General features: G+C 43.6%; 23 protein-coding genes and 1 pseudogene. All 24 read right to left on the bottom strand.

The genetic code is table 11. From position 1 onward, the window contains the following. Positions 1-79: 79 nt before the first annotated feature. Positions 80-1,570: a flavin-containing monooxygenase gene (locus AC5EUN_RS01375; RefSeq protein WP_159151613.1), complete on the bottom strand. Its 1,491-nt coding sequence runs from the start codon at positions 1,568-1,570 to the stop codon at positions 80-82. Positions 1,571-1,765: 195 nt separating this feature from the next. After that, positions 1,766-2,131, bottom strand: a complete 366-nt coding sequence (gene rplQ / locus AC5EUN_RS01370) for a 50S ribosomal protein L17 (RefSeq protein ID WP_004691290.1) — start codon at positions 2,129-2,131, stop codon at positions 1,766-1,768. 18 nt (positions 2,132-2,149) lie between these two features. Then, positions 2,150-3,157, bottom strand: a complete 1,008-nt coding sequence (locus tag AC5EUN_RS01365; protein ID WP_004691292.1) for a DNA-directed RNA polymerase subunit alpha — start codon at positions 3,155-3,157, stop codon at positions 2,150-2,152. 16 nt (positions 3,158-3,173) lie between these two features. Then, a complete protein-coding gene (gene rpsD / locus AC5EUN_RS01360) occupies positions 3,174-3,800 on the bottom strand; it encodes a 30S ribosomal protein S4 (protein WP_004691294.1) in 627 nt (208 codons plus the stop codon). Positions 3,801-3,812: 12 nt separating this feature from the next. After that, positions 3,813-4,199: a 30S ribosomal protein S11 gene (rpsK, locus tag AC5EUN_RS01355; RefSeq protein ID WP_001040166.1), complete on the bottom strand. Its 387-nt coding sequence runs from the start codon at positions 4,197-4,199 to the stop codon at positions 3,813-3,815. A 19-nt stretch (positions 4,200-4,218) separates the two neighbouring features. After that, the gene (rpsM, locus tag AC5EUN_RS01350; RefSeq protein ID WP_004691296.1) at positions 4,219-4,575 is read right to left on the bottom strand and encodes a 30S ribosomal protein S13; all 357 of its coding nucleotides are present in this window, start codon (positions 4,573-4,575) and stop codon (positions 4,219-4,221) included. A gap of 107 nt (positions 4,576-4,682) precedes the next feature. Next, a complete protein-coding gene (gene rpmJ, locus AC5EUN_RS01345) occupies positions 4,683-4,799 on the bottom strand; it encodes a 50S ribosomal protein L36 (protein ID WP_000867907.1) in 117 nt (38 codons plus the stop codon). A gap of 19 nt (positions 4,800-4,818) precedes the next feature. Next, positions 4,819-6,138 (bottom strand): preprotein translocase subunit SecY, encoded by a 1,320-nt coding sequence (secY, locus tag AC5EUN_RS01340; RefSeq protein WP_171054269.1) that lies wholly within the window; start codon positions 6,136-6,138, stop codon positions 4,819-4,821. Positions 6,139-6,183: 45 nt separating this feature from the next. After that, entirely contained in the window at positions 6,184-6,624 is a 441-nt protein-coding gene (gene rplO, locus AC5EUN_RS01335; protein WP_004691300.1) for a 50S ribosomal protein L15, read from the bottom strand. A gap of 3 nt (positions 6,625-6,627) precedes the next feature. Beyond that, entirely contained in the window at positions 6,628-6,804 is a 177-nt protein-coding gene (gene rpmD / locus AC5EUN_RS01330) for a 50S ribosomal protein L30 (protein WP_004691302.1), read from the bottom strand. 6 nt (positions 6,805-6,810) lie between these two features. After that, the gene (gene rpsE, locus AC5EUN_RS01325) at positions 6,811-7,308 is read right to left on the bottom strand and encodes a 30S ribosomal protein S5 (protein WP_004691304.1); all 498 of its coding nucleotides are present in this window, start codon (positions 7,306-7,308) and stop codon (positions 6,811-6,813) included. Positions 7,309-7,310: 2 nt separating this feature from the next. After that, positions 7,311-7,661, bottom strand: a complete 351-nt coding sequence (gene rplR, locus AC5EUN_RS01320; RefSeq protein ID WP_004650473.1) for a 50S ribosomal protein L18 — start codon at positions 7,659-7,661, stop codon at positions 7,311-7,313. A gap of 14 nt (positions 7,662-7,675) precedes the next feature. Continuing rightward, positions 7,676-8,209 carry a 50S ribosomal protein L6 gene (gene rplF, locus AC5EUN_RS01315; RefSeq protein ID WP_004691306.1) on the bottom strand — a complete coding sequence of 178 codons (534 nt, stop codon included), beginning with the start codon at positions 8,207-8,209 and terminating at the stop codon, positions 7,676-7,678. A 13-nt stretch (positions 8,210-8,222) separates the two neighbouring features. Then, positions 8,223-8,618 carry a 30S ribosomal protein S8 gene (gene rpsH / locus AC5EUN_RS01310; protein ID WP_004691308.1) on the bottom strand — a complete coding sequence of 132 codons (396 nt, stop codon included), beginning with the start codon at positions 8,616-8,618 and terminating at the stop codon, positions 8,223-8,225. 12 nt (positions 8,619-8,630) lie between these two features. Continuing rightward, complete coding sequence (gene rpsN, locus AC5EUN_RS01305) at positions 8,631-8,936, bottom strand: 30S ribosomal protein S14 (RefSeq protein ID WP_004691309.1); 306 nt, start codon at positions 8,934-8,936, stop codon at positions 8,631-8,633. Positions 8,937-8,945: 9 nt separating this feature from the next. Then, complete coding sequence (gene rplE / locus AC5EUN_RS01300; RefSeq protein ID WP_004691311.1) at positions 8,946-9,482, bottom strand: 50S ribosomal protein L5; 537 nt, start codon at positions 9,480-9,482, stop codon at positions 8,946-8,948. A 15-nt stretch (positions 9,483-9,497) separates the two neighbouring features. Then, on the bottom strand, positions 9,498-9,815 hold the full coding sequence (gene rplX, locus AC5EUN_RS01295; protein WP_004691313.1) for a 50S ribosomal protein L24: 318 nt from the start codon (positions 9,813-9,815) through the stop codon (positions 9,498-9,500). A 9-nt stretch (positions 9,816-9,824) separates the two neighbouring features. Beyond that, entirely contained in the window at positions 9,825-10,193 is a 369-nt protein-coding gene (rplN, locus tag AC5EUN_RS01290) for a 50S ribosomal protein L14 (protein ID WP_004657680.1), read from the bottom strand. Between the two features lie 92 nt (positions 10,194-10,285). Beyond that, positions 10,286-10,543, bottom strand: coding sequence for a 30S ribosomal protein S17 (gene rpsQ, locus AC5EUN_RS01285; protein WP_004691314.1), 258 nt, complete (start codon positions 10,541-10,543; stop codon positions 10,286-10,288). Continuing rightward, positions 10,540-10,737 carry a 50S ribosomal protein L29 gene (rpmC, locus tag AC5EUN_RS01280; protein ID WP_004650482.1) on the bottom strand — a complete coding sequence of 66 codons (198 nt, stop codon included), beginning with the start codon at positions 10,735-10,737 and terminating at the stop codon, positions 10,540-10,542. Before rpmC ends, rpsQ begins: the two co-directional genes overlap by 4 nt. Then, positions 10,737-11,150, bottom strand: coding sequence for a 50S ribosomal protein L16 (gene rplP, locus AC5EUN_RS01275; protein ID WP_004691317.1), 414 nt, complete (start codon positions 11,148-11,150; stop codon positions 10,737-10,739). Before rplP ends, rpmC begins: the two co-directional genes overlap by 1 nt. Continuing rightward, positions 11,090-11,906: pseudogene (gene rpsC / locus AC5EUN_RS01270) on the bottom strand (30S ribosomal protein S3). Before rpsC ends, rplP begins: the two are co-directional and overlap by 61 nt. A gap of 1 nt (position 11,907) precedes the next feature. Then, positions 11,908-12,237 carry a 50S ribosomal protein L22 gene (rplV, locus tag AC5EUN_RS01265; RefSeq protein WP_004691320.1) on the bottom strand — a complete coding sequence of 110 codons (330 nt, stop codon included), beginning with the start codon at positions 12,235-12,237 and terminating at the stop codon, positions 11,908-11,910. 9 nt (positions 12,238-12,246) lie between these two features. Continuing rightward, positions 12,247-12,522, bottom strand: a complete 276-nt coding sequence (gene rpsS, locus AC5EUN_RS01260) for a 30S ribosomal protein S19 (protein WP_004281508.1) — start codon at positions 12,520-12,522, stop codon at positions 12,247-12,249. Positions 12,523-12,526 lie beyond the last annotated feature (4 nt).

The following is a 12,526-nucleotide window of genomic DNA, read 5'->3' as shown; positions in this document are numbered from 1 at the left end:
AGAAAGTAAAAACAGAACCCCCTAAAGTCATTTCCTTAAAAAAAGGAGCATTACGCTCCTTTTAAATCCACTACACAGCTTAAGAAACTAGTTTAGGTTTCTGGTTCAATGCTGCATCACGTTTAGCAAATTTCAGTACTCCATCCTCAAAAGAAGCACTTTTCAATGTCTTACGATCCGCAAGATAATTATTGCTGACTTTCCATGGTGCATGTTTACCCTGTTTTGGCATTACATTAGCAGCACGTGCAATATAACCCGAACTCAAACTGCCCATGACCGTATCATCCATGAGCTCTGTTGCATCCCCTTGCGGGATCACTTCAGCCCACTGCTTTTGATCCATATAGTTGAGTAAGCGACATATATATTCAGCGGCAATATCCACTTTCAAAGTCCATGACGCATTAATATACCCAATAATCATCGCCATATTCGGTACATCACTCACCATCACGCCCTGATACAACATATGTTTAGAGGTATCTAACGGTTTGCCATCAATCGTTGCTTGTATACCACCCAAGATTTGAATTTCTAGACCTGTGGCTGAGACGACAATATCGGCCTCTAAATACTGGCCAGACTTTAATTGAAGGCCCGTTTCAGTAAAGCGTTCAATCTGATCTGTTTCAACACTGGCTTGGCCTGAACGAAGAATTTTAAATAAATCACCGTCTGGCACCACACATAAACGTTGATCCCAAGGATTATATTCTGGGGTGAAGTGTTTCATATCCACTTTACCTTTGAGCTGCATCTTAATCGACTGGAGCAGCAGTCGGCGGAGTAATTTCGGTTGCTTCTGCGCAAGTGCATAAATCCCACGTTGCATCCCAATATTACGTGCGCGAGTCAGTTTATACGCCACATCTTCAGGCAACACTTTACGCATTTTGTCATATACAAAATCGATCGATGGCACCGAAGCAATATAAGTTGGAGAGCGTTGTAGCATAGTGACATGCGCCGCCCCACCTTTGGCCATTGCTGGCACCAGTGTAATCGCTGTCGCACCACTACCAATAATGACGACTTTTTTACCTGTATAATCTAATTTTTCAGGCCAAAACTGTGGATTTACAAACTCGCCTTTAAATACTTCTTTATTTGGAAAATCAGGTTGGTAGCCTTGGTCGTAGTTATAATAGCCGGTACAGCCAAACACAAAATTTGCAATCCAGTTTTCTTTTTTGCCTTTTGCATTCTCAATCACTACCTGCCACTTTTTCTGAGCAGAATCATAATTGGCGCTGAGTACGCGATGCTTAAAATGAATTTTTTCTTTGAGTTTCTGTTCATCAATGACTTCCGCCAAATAGCCCTTAATCGAAGAACCATCTGCCAAAACGCTGGCTTGTTGCCACGGTTTAAAATTAAAACCAAAGGTCGACATATCTGAATCAGAACGAATACCTGGGTATTTAAACAAATCCCATGTTCCACCAACGCTGTCACGACGTTCAATAATTTCAAACGAACGTTGTGGACAATGCTTGGTTAAATGTGCCGCAAGACCAATGCCTGAAATACCAGCACCTACAATGAGCAGATCGACGTGCTTATCCATGTTGTTTTTATCCTGTCTTATATTCTGTTCTTATTAAACCATAAAACTGACAATACACAATGTCAAGTTTAAGCAGATCTTTCGTAAAATATGTCACTACAGGCCAAAATACAAAGATTGTCGAACAAAAACCCATAAAAAAAGACCAGTGAAACACTGGTCTTTTTCTAAGAACAACTGAATAGTTCTACGAAATTATTTAACTTCGCGATCTACTAGTTCAACGTAAGCCATCGGCGCAGCATCACCTGCACGGAAGCCCGCTTTAAGAACACGTAGATAACCGCCGTTACGTTCTTTGTAACGAGGGCCAAGAACGGTAAATAATTTACCAACAGTTGCTGCTGAACGAGTACGAGCAAACGCTAAGCGACGGTTTGCAACAGTATCGTTTTTAGCTAAAGTGATTAAAGGCTCAGCTACACGACGTAACTCTTTTGCTTTAGGCACAGTTGTTTTGATCAACTCGTGCTCAAACAAAGAGTTAGCCATGTTTTGAAACATCGCTTTACGATGGCTGCTTGTACGGCCTAATTTCACACCACTATTACGATGACGCATGGTGATAGTCCTACTTAATTAACGGCTACGATAGGCGAAACGATCGTCCATACGGAGACTAGCTGGTGGCCAGTTCTCTAAACGCATGCCGAGTTGTAAGCCTTTTGAAGCCAGAACATCTTTGATCTCAGTAAGCGATTTTTTACCAAGGTTAGGAGTTTTGAGTAACTCAACCTCAGTGCGCTGTACAAGATCACCAATGTAGTAAATGTTTTCTGCTTTCAAACAGTTAGCAGAACGAACAGTAAGCTCTAGATCATCTACTGGACGAAGCAAAATCGGATCAACTTCTTCACGAGGTTCTTGAGCAACAGGAGCTTGATCTTTCTGAAGGTCAACAAAAATTGCAATTTGTTGTTGCAAGATTGTTGCCGCTTTGCGGATCGCTTCTTCAGGATCAACTGTACCGTTGGTCTCAAGATCAATGACCAATTTATCAAGGTCTGTACGTTGTTCTACACGAGCGTTTTCCACTGTGTAAGACACACGTTTGATTGGGCTATAAGAAGCATCTAACTGTAAGCGACCTACAGGGCGAGTTTCGCCTTCTGGGAAACGCGAGTCAGAAGTTTCATAACCACGACCTTGAGAAACTTTCAAGCGCATTTTTAATGAGCCTGAAGCACTTAAAGTACCGATCAAATGTTCAGGGTTAACCACTTCAACATTATGAGGTAAACGAAGGTCAGCGGCAGTTACGTCGCCAGGACCTTGTTTCTCTAATGTCAAATAAGCTTCATTTTGATCGAACAGCTTAATAGACAATCCTTTTAGGTTCAGCAAGAGCTCGACGATGTCCTGCTGCAAGCCTTCCAAAGTACTGTACTCGTGCTCGACACCTTCAATCTCAACTTCAACCACAGCAGCGCCAGGCAAAGAAGAAAGAAGGATGCGACGTAAAGCATTGCCCAGAGTATGACCAAAGCCACGCTCTAAGGGTTCTAGAATAACTTTTGCCGAGGTCCCGCTAACCGCTTCGACCTTGATCGCTTGCGGAGTTAGAAACTCATTTGCAGTACGCGTCATATTGCTACCTCAAGGATTATTTAGAATACAATTCTACAATCAAGCTTTCGTTGATTTCAGCAGGTAAATCTGAACGATCTGGTGCAGCTTTAAACGTACCTTCCAACTTAGAATGGTCAATTTCCATCCAAGAAGGAATACCACGTTGTGCAGCTAATTCAACTGCGTTTTTGATACGCAATTGTTGTTTAGCACCTTCATGCACAGCAATTACATCACCAGCTTTAACTTGGATAGACGCGATGTTAACACGACGGCCATTCAAAGTGATCGAGCGGTGAGATACAAGCTGACGAGCTTCTGCACGTGTAGAACCAAAACCCATGCGATAAACGACGTTATCAAGACGGCTTTCAAGCAGTTTCAACAAGTTTTCACCAGTTGCGCCTTTCACACGAGCAGCTTCTTTATAGTAATTACTAAATTGACGCTCTAAAACACCGTACATACGACGTACTTTTTGTTTTTCACGTAATTGTAGTGAGTACTCAGATTGTTTGCCACCACGCGCTCCGCCATGTTGGCCAGGAGCTTTAGCAGCTTTTTTAGTTTTGACGTCAAATGGTTTAACGCCAGATTTTAATTGCAGGTCTGTCCCTTCGCGGCGAGAGAGTTTGCATTTTGGACCAATATAACGAGCCATGAATGTTTCTCCTTACACGCGACGTTTTTTAGGTGGACGGCAACCGTTGTGCGGGATTGGCGTCACATCGGTAATGCTGTTAATTTTATAACCCACTGCACCTAAAGCACGAACCGCAGATTCACGACCAGGACCAGGACCTTTTACAAGGACGTCCAAGTTTTTCAAACCGTAGTCTAAAGCAGCTTTACCAGCAACTTCAGCAGCTACCTGAGCAGCAAACGGAGTTGATTTACGTGATCCACGGAAGCCTTGTCCACCAGAGGTAGCCCAAGCCAGTGCATTACCTTGACGATCGGTAATAGTCACAATGGTGTTATTAAAAGAAGCGTGAATGTGTGCAACACCTTCAGAGACGGTACGAGTGACCTTCTTGCGTGTGCGAGTATCTTTAGCCATCTTTTAGCTTCCAGAAATCTTATTTCTTAATAGGTTTGCGCGGACCTTTACGGGTACGTGCGTTAGTTTTGGTGCGTTGTCCACGGACAGGCAAGCTGCGACGATGACGAAGACCGCGGTAGCAGCCTAAATCCATTAAACGTTTAATGTTCATGGAAATTTCGCGACGTAAATCACCTTCGGTCGGAACCTTAGCAACTTCTGCACGAATCGCATCAAGCTGAGCGTCATCTAATTCACGGATCTTTGTAGTCGGCGCGATACCAACAGCAGCCAAGATATTCTTAGCAGTGTGGCGACCTACACCAAAGATGTACGTTAGAGAGATAACAGCATGCTTGTTATCCGGAATGTTTACACCGGCAATACGAGCCATTCAATTTTCTCCAAAAAGGCAGTTAAGACAATCAACCGCCCCACAAAAATCTTGAGGGGCGGATAATAACCTAATTAGCCTACTGAAATCAACAGGTCTTGATCAGATTAACCTTGACGCTGCTTATGACGAGGTTCTGCGCTACAAATTACGCGAATAACCCCATTACGACGGATAACTTTACAGCTACCACAAATTTTCTTTACAGAAGCTTGTACTTTCATGATGAAACCTCAAGTGCGCTTATCCCTTAGGATGAGCAGTCGTTTTTCTCATTAACGTTTGATTATCGTACTGATGCGAGGTGAGATGTGCTTGCAGCTGAGCCATAAAGTCCATCACTACCACCACAACAATAAGCAAAGAGGTACCACCTAAAGAGAATGGAATACCAAATGAGCTTTGTAAAATCATCGGCATTAAGCAAATGATGGTGATATAAATCGCGCCAATAAATGTCAAACGGTTAAGAATATGATCTAAGTAACGAGCAGTTTGCTCACCTGGACGAATACCAGGTACATAAGCCCCGCTGCGTTTCAAGTTTTCCGATACTTCTTTCGGGCTAAATACAAGCGCTGTATAAAAGTAACAGAAAAAGATAATTAACGCACCAAAGAGCACCAAATACAACGGCTGACCAGGCGAAAGCACCAATGCCAAATCTTGCAAACTACGTTTGATAATACCCGCATTCGGATCTGCACTACCCACCCATTGACCTAAGCTCGCAGGGAACAAAAGCAATGAACTTGCGAAAATCGCTGGGATCACACCCGCCATATTAATTTTTAATGGCAAATGCGACTGTTGTGCAGTAAATACACGACGTCCTTGTTGTTTTTGAGCATAGTTTACTGGAATACGACGTTGCGCCTTCTCAATAAACACAATTGCAGCTAATACAGCCAGAGACAACACGCCAAAAATTACCAAGCCGATTAGACTGGTTTGACCATTATCTACTGATGATATTGATTGCAGAATTAAATTCGGCAAACCTGCAACGATACCGGCGAAGATGATCATGGAAATACCATTGCCTACCCCACGTTCGGTAATTTGCTCACCTAACCACATCAAGAACATTGTACCTGCAACCAAAGAGGTTACAGCTGGTACGTAGAAAGCCAGACCTGCAGTTAAGGTAATCCCTTGACTGATCAGACCAGCACACATCCCAATTGCCTGCACGAGTGCAAGGAACAATGTACCCTGTCGCGTATATTGATTAATCTTACGCTTGCCTTGTTCGCCTTCTTTCTTTAAAGCTTCCAGCGAAGGAATAACTGTAGACATTAACTGCACGATAATCGATGCAGAAATGTACGGCATAATCCCAAGAGCAAGAATGGACATACGCTCTAATGCACCACCCGAAAACATGTTAAACAAACCAAGGATCGTGCCTTGGTTTGCATTAAAAAGATTTTCAAGTGCGGCATTATTAATGCCTGGTACTGGAATATGTGCTCCTAGTCGAAAAACCAATAATGCACCGATGAGAAACATCATGCGGCGAATAATTTCACGGTATTTCACATGAAATGGCTGGCCTTTCATCATATTGACATGACCTGAAGAACTAGGAGACATAGACACTAGCGATTACTCCTCGACTTTACCGCCAGCAGCTTCAACAGCAGCTTTAGCGCCTTTAGTCACAGCAACACCTTGAACAGTGAATGCACGAGTAATTTCACCAGAAAGTACGATACGAGCACGTAACATATCTTTACGTACAACGTTTGCAGCTTTTAAAGTTTCTAGGCTAACGATGTCGCCTTCCACTTTAGTAAGCTCAGATAAACGTACTTCAGCAGTTTTCAAAGCGATTTGGCTAGTGAAACCGAATTTAGGTAAACGACGATATAACGCAGTTTGACCACCTTCAAAGCCTGGACGAGTACCACCGCTCTTACGTGAATTCTGACCTTTGACACCACGGCCACCAGTCTTACCAACGCCAGAACCGATACCACGGCCTAGACGACGATTTTCACGTTTTGCACCTTCAGCAGGTGCAAGCTCATTTAAACGCAGAGTCATGGCTTATTCCTCTACACTAACCATATAGTAGACTTGGTTGATCATACCACGGTTAGAAGGCGTATCTTGCACTTCTACGGTATGACCAATACGACGCAGACCTAAACCTTGTAGGCTAAGCTTGTGATTTTTCAAGCGATGCGCAGAAGATTTAGTCTGGGTAACTTTAATCGTTTTCATGATTGATTACCCTTGAATTTGTTCTACTGTAAGACCACGTTTCGCAGCAACCTTCTCAGGAGAAGTCATATCACGCAGACCGTTAAAAGTCGCGTTTACTACGTTTGCAGCGTTAGTAGAACCATAACATTTTGTTAATACGTTACGTACGCCTACAGCTTCTAGAACTGCACGCATAGCACCACCAGCGATTACACCAGTACCTTCAGAAGCAGGCTGCATGTAAACACGGCTTGCACCGTGACGCGCGTTAATAGGGTGCTGTACAGTACCGTTAACAAGGTCAACAGTAATCATGTTGCGACGAGCAGCTTCAAGTGCTTTAGAAATAGCAGCTGGAACTTCACGTGCTTTACCACGACCAAAACCTACACGACCATTACCATCACCAACCACAGTCAATGCTGTGAAAGAGAAGATACGACCACCCTTAACAACTTTGGCTACACGATCAACGGCAACCAGCTTTTCAACAAGACCTTCGTTTTGTTCAACTTTAGCCATGATTAGAACTCCAAGCCGTTTTCACGAGCAGCATCAGCCAAGGCTTTGATACGACCATGATATTTGAAACCAGAACGGTCAAATGCAACTTTAGTAACACCAGCTGCTTTAGCGCGTTCTGCGATTAAAGCACCTACTTTAGTAGCTGCTTCAACGTTACCAGTTGTACCAGCACGTAAAGTAGCATCTAAAGTTGAAGCTTGCGCTAAAACTTTGCCACCATCTGCTGAAATAACTTGAGCGTAGATGTGACGCGGAGTGCGGTTTACACACAAACGAGTCGCACCCAACGCACGGATGTGCAAGCGTGTGCTTTTCGCACGACGCAAACGGGATTGTTTCTTTTCGTTCATAAGAACCTCGCGCCTTATTTCTTCTTAGCTTCTTTACGAAGTACAACTTCGTCAGAATAACGAACACCTTTACCTTTATAAGGCTCTGGTGGACGGTAACCACGGATATCTGCAGCAACCTGACCTAAACGTGCTTTATCAGCAGATTTAAGAACAATTTCAGTTGCTGTAGGAGTTTCAGCAGTTACACCTTCAGGAAGCGTATAGTCGATCGGGTGAGAGAAACCAAGGTTAAGGTTAACAATGTTACCTTTAACCGCAGCTTTATAACCAACACCGATAAGTTGTAACTTACGTTCGAAGCCTTCGCTCACACCTTTTACAAGGTTGTTAAGCACAGCGCGAGCAGTACCAGCTTGCATCCAAGCGTCTTTCGACTCAGCTTTTGGAGCAATCGCTAAAATACCGTCTTCCTGTTTAAGCTCGACCAGCGCATGCAGGGTGAAAGACAAAGTACCTTTGCTACCTTTCACTTCGACCTGCCGGCCGTTCTGAGTAACTGTTACACCGTTAGGTACAGTTACTGGGGCTTTAGCCACACGAGACATGAGGAATCACCTATTAAGAAACAAAAGCAATAACTTCACCACCGATACCTGCAGCACGTGCAGCGCGATCAGTCATGATGCCTTTGCTTGTAGAAACAATTGCAATACCTAAACCTTGCTTAACGCTCGGAAGTGCATCTTTACCACGATACTGACGTAGACCTGGACGGCTTACGCGTTTCACAGTTTCGATAACTGGCTTGCCTTCGAAATACTTTAAAGTCAAAGTAAGAGTTGCTTTGCCTTCAGCATCAGCAACTTCTACGTTTGAAATGTAACCTTCTTGTTGAAGAACGTTTGCAATAGCAACCTTCAACTTAGAGTTTGGCATAGAAACGGTTTGTTTCTTTGCCATTTGCGCGTTACGAACACGAGTTAACATGTCGGCAACGGTATCTTGCATACTCATCTATAGTGCTCCTTACCAGCTTGCCTTAACAACGCCCGGTACATCACCTTGCATTACTGTATCGCGTAATTTGTTACGGCTTAAACCGAACTTACGGAAGTAACCATGAGGACGACCAGTTAAACCACAACGGTTACGTAAACGTACTGGAGACGCATTACGTGGTAATGCTTGGAATTTCATCATCGCTTCGAAACGCTCTTCGTCGCTAGCATTTACGTTTGCAATAACAGCTTTTAATTCAGCACGTTTTGCAGCGTATTTAGCAACAGTAGCTTCGCGTTTCAATTCGCGATTAATCATACTTTTCTTAGCCATATCGACCTCTTATTTGAACGGGAAGCCGAATGCACGCATAAGCGCACGGCCTTCGTCATCGGTGCGAGCAGTCGTAGTGATGGTAATATCCATACCACGAATACGATCAATCTTATCAAAATCGATTTCAGGGAACATAATTTGTTCCTTAAGACCCATTGAGTAGTTGCCGCGACCGTCAAATGATTTCGCAGAGAAACCACGGAAGTCACGGATACGAGGGATCGCAATCGAGATTAGACGGTCTAAGAATTCGTACATACGTTCGCCGCGTAAAGTAACTTTACAACCAATCGGCCAACCATCACGGATTTTGAAACCAGCGATTGATTTGCGAGCTAACGTAAGAACTGGTTTTTGACCAGCGATAGCTTGCATATCAGCAAGAGCACCATCAAGGAGTTTTTTGTCAGCAGCAGCTGCGCCAACACCCATGTTGATCGTGATTTTAGTAATGCGAGGAATATCCATCACATTTTTAACGGCTAAAGTCTCTTGTAATTGAGCCTTAAGTTCGTCGTTGTAACGCGTTTTAAGTCTGGCCATTGCCTTTTCAACCTATTACTTCGCTACCGCCACTGATTCACCATTTGACTTGTAAACGCGAGTTTTCACGCCTTCAGTCACTTGGTAACCAACACGGTCAGCCTTTTGGGTTGTAGCATTAAAAATTGCCACGTTAGAGATATGAAGCGAAGCTTCTTGTGTAACTACAGCGCCTTCAGCACCTGTTGCACGGTTCGGCTTTTGATGCTTCTTAACCAAGTTAAGGCCTTCAACCATAACACGGTCATTTGAAACAGACAGAACAGTACCCTGTTTGCCTTTTTCTTTACCTGCGATCACAATAACTTGATCGCCTTTTTTAATCTTAGCCATGATTGCCTCTTATAGAACTTCAGGAGCCAGTGAAATAATTTTCATGAACTGTTCAGTACGAAGTTCACGAGTCACTGGTCCGAAAATACGAGTTGCAATCGGCGCTTTGTTGTTGTTCAAAATAACAGCAGCGTTATCGTCGAAACGAATCACTGAACCGTCTGGACGACGGATACCGAATTTTGTACGAACTACAACAGCATTCATCACGTCACCTTTTTTAACACGTGCGCGTGGAATAGCTTCTTTTACAGTAACTTTAATAATGTCGCCAACAGAAGCATAACGACGGTGTGAACCACCAAGTACTTTAATACATTGTACGCGGCGAGCACCACTATTGTCTGCTACGTCTAGCATACTTTCGGTTTGAATCATTGCCCTACTCCAAAACCGAGCATCACCGGTCACAATTTCGAAAGGCTCAAAGAGTACTCGAAATTAACCGATGATGCAACAGATACGTCTAATTACTCAGCAGCAGCTTCAACAACTTCAACTAGAGTCCAAGACTTAGTTTTAGAAATTGGGCGGCTTTCTTTGATAGTCACAACGTCGCCAGTTTTAGCTGTGTTGTTCTCATCGTGAGCATGTAATTTAGTTGAACGGCGGATTGATTTGCCATACAACGGGTGTTGAACGCGGCGTTCGATAAGTACAACAATAGACTTGTCCATTTTGTCACTTACTACTTTGCCGGTTAACGTGCGAACTGTTTGTTCACTCATTGTCCGTTCCCCTGTTTTTCGGTAAGGAGTGTCTTAATACGAGCAATTGTCTTACGAGTAAGTGCAACTTCGTGCGATTTACCCAATTGACCAGTTGCTTTTGCCATACGAAGACGGAATTGGTTAAGCTGTTGCTCATCAAGCAAAGCTGTCAACTCTTCTACCGACTTTTCACGTAGATCTTTAGTTTTCATTACATTACCGTCCGAGTCACGATAGTGGTTTTAAACGGAAGTTTAGCAGCTGCAAGCGTAAATGCTTCGCGAGCCAATTCTTCGTTAACACCATCAATTTCGTACAAGACTTTACCTGGTTTGATTTGACAAACCCAGTATTCCACAGAACCTTTACCTTTACCCATACGCACTTCAAGAGGCTTAGAAGTAATTGGCTTGTCTGGGAAAACACGGATAAAGATCTTACCACCACGTTTAATACGACGGCTGATTGTACGACGCGCTGCTTCAATTTGACGAGCAGTCATTTGACCACGCTCAACAGATTTAAGTGCGATTGTACCAAAAGATACCGAGCTACCGCGGTGAGCTAGACCAGTGTTACGGCCTTTCTGCACTTTACGGAATTTAGTACGTTTAGGTTGTAACATGGATTATTCTCCTTTTTCAGCAGAACGATCATTGCGACGACCACGACGCTCTTGACCTTCACCACGACCACGACCGCGTTTAGCTGGACGTTCTTCAGCTGGAGCTGGGTTCATGACTTGTTTCATGCCACCCAAGATCTCACCACGGAAGATCCAAACTTTAACACCAATCGTACCGTAAGTCGTTTCAGCACGCATAGTTGAATAATCGATGTCTGCACGAAGTGTATGCAAAGGTACGCGACCTTCACGATACCACTCAGTACGAGCAATCTCAGCACCACCTAAACGGCCTGATACTTCAACTTTGATACCTTTAGCACCAGCACGCATTGTGTTTTGAACCGCACGCTTCATAGCACGACGGAACATTACACGTTTTTCTAATTGAGAAGCGATAGCTTCAGCAACTAAACGAGCGTCTAAGTCTGGGCGATCGATTTCATTGATGCTAACTTGCGCTGGAATACCCATAATTTGAGTAAGTTCACGCTGTAGTTTCTCAATGTCTTCGCCTTTTTTACCGATAACGATACCAGGACGTGCAGTGCTAATAGTTACTTTAGCAGCGCCCGTAGGACGTTCGATAAGAATATTGCTGATCATTGCATTCTTAAGTTTTTTAGTTAAAAACTCACGAACTTGAAGATCTTTAAGCAAGTATTCAGCGTATTGTTTCGGACTCGCATACCAGTTGGCGTTATGACGTTTTACAACACCAAGGCGGATACCGATTGGATGAACCTTCTGACCCATATCAAACCCCTACCTTAACGGTAATGTGACAAGTACGCTTAGTAATACGATCTGCACGGCCTTTAGCACGTGGCATAATACGCTTAAGGCTAGTGCCTTCATCAACGTAAATCGTAGTAACCTTAAGGTCGTCTACATCTAAACTGTTATTGTGTTCAGCGTTTGCAATTGCAGATTCCAATGCTTTTTTAACCAAAACTGCAGCTTTTTTGTTGCTGAAGTTGAGAATATTAAGCGCGTGAGCAACAGATTTGCCACGGATTAGGTCTGCAACCAAACGAGTTTTTTGTGCCGAGATAGCGGCACCGCGTAATTTAGCAGTAACTTCCATCATAGCACCTTAACGTTTAGATTTCTTGTCAACACCGTGACCACGATAGGTACGAGTTGGCGCGAATTCACCAAGTTTGTGACCAACCATATGTTCAGATACGATCACTGGAACATGGTTACGGCCATTATGTACAGAAATTGTTAAACCAACAAAATCTGGGAGGATCATCGAACGACGCGACCAAGTTTTGATCGGCTTACGGTTATTAGCCGCGATAGCCGCTTCAACCTTAGCGAACAAGTGCGCATCGACGAATGGGCCTTTTTTCAGAGAACGAGGCATTGTC

The organism is Acinetobacter sp. CAU_H_S170_2 (assembly GCF_058890445.1).
Note: the sequence above shows the minus strand (reverse complement) of the source record. Positions and strands in the feature narration are given on the sequence as shown.

Bases quoted from the DNA above. Each gene is read 5' to 3' on its own strand.
- rpsH (WP_004691308.1), bottom strand. From the start codon at position 8,618: ATGAGTATGCAAGATACCGTTGCCGACATGTTAACTCGTGTTCGTAAC.
- rplR (WP_004650473.1), bottom strand. From the start codon at position 7,661: ATGAACGAAAAGAAACAATCCCGTTTGCGTCGTGCGAAAAGCACACGC.
- rpsS (WP_004281508.1), bottom strand. From the start codon at position 12,522: ATGCCTCGTTCTCTGAAAAAAGGCCCATTCGTCGATGCGCACTTGTTC.
- AC5EUN_RS01365 (WP_004691292.1), bottom strand. From the start codon at position 3,157: ATGACGCGTACTGCAAATGAGTTTCTAACTCCGCAAGCGATCAAGGTC.
- rplQ (WP_004691290.1), bottom strand. From the start codon at position 2,131: ATGCGTCATCGTAATAGTGGTGTGAAATTAGGCCGTACAAGCAGCCAT.
- rpmC (WP_004650482.1), bottom strand. From the start codon at position 10,737: ATGAAAACTAAAGATCTACGTGAAAAGTCGGTAGAAGAGTTGACAGCT.
- rplE (WP_004691311.1), bottom strand. From the start codon at position 9,482: ATGGCCAGACTTAAAACGCGTTACAACGACGAACTTAAGGCTCAATTA.
- rpsD (WP_004691294.1), bottom strand. From the start codon at position 3,800: ATGGCTCGTTATATTGGTCCAAAATGCAAACTCTCTCGCCGCGAAGGG.
- rplO (WP_004691300.1), bottom strand. From the start codon at position 6,624: ATGACTCTGCGTTTAAATGAGCTTGCACCTGCTGAAGGTGCAAAACGT.
- rplX (WP_004691313.1), bottom strand. From the start codon at position 9,815: ATGGCTAAGATTAAAAAAGGCGATCAAGTTATTGTGATCGCAGGTAAA.
- rpsQ (WP_004691314.1), bottom strand. From the start codon at position 10,543: ATGAGTGAACAAACAGTTCGCACGTTAACCGGCAAAGTAGTAAGTGAC.
- rpsM (WP_004691296.1), bottom strand. From the start codon at position 4,575: ATGGCTCGTATTGCCGGTGTAAACATTCCGGATAACAAGCATGCTGTT.
- rplV (WP_004691320.1), bottom strand. From the start codon at position 12,237: ATGGAAGTTACTGCTAAATTACGCGGTGCCGCTATCTCGGCACAAAAA.
- rpmJ (WP_000867907.1), bottom strand. From the start codon at position 4,799: ATGAAAGTACAAGCTTCTGTAAAGAAAATTTGTGGTAGCTGTAAAGTT.
- rplP (WP_004691317.1), bottom strand. From the start codon at position 11,150: ATGTTACAACCTAAACGTACTAAATTCCGTAAAGTGCAGAAAGGCCGT.
- rpmD (WP_004691302.1), bottom strand. From the start codon at position 6,804: ATGAAAACGATTAAAGTTACCCAGACTAAATCTTCTGCGCATCGCTTG.
- secY (WP_171054269.1), bottom strand. From the start codon at position 6,138: ATGAAAGGCCAGCCATTTCATGTGAAATACCGTGAAATTATTCGCCGC.
- AC5EUN_RS01375 (WP_159151613.1), bottom strand. From the start codon at position 1,570: ATGGATAAGCACGTCGATCTGCTCATTGTAGGTGCTGGTATTTCAGGC.
- rplF (WP_004691306.1), bottom strand. From the start codon at position 8,209: ATGTCTCGTGTGGCTAAAGCCCCAGTAACTGTACCTAACGGTGTAACA.
- rpsK (WP_001040166.1), bottom strand. From the start codon at position 4,199: ATGGCTAAAGATACTCGCACACGCAAGAAGGTCACTCGTACCGTCTCT.
- rpsN (WP_004691309.1), bottom strand. From the start codon at position 8,936: ATGGCTAAGAAAAGTATGATTAATCGCGAATTGAAACGCGAAGCTACT.
- rpsE (WP_004691304.1), bottom strand. From the start codon at position 7,308: ATGGCTAAAGTTGAACAAAACGAAGGTCTTGTTGAAAAGCTGGTTGCC.
- rplN (WP_004657680.1), bottom strand. From the start codon at position 10,193: ATGATTCAAACCGAAAGTATGCTAGACGTAGCAGACAATAGTGGTGCT.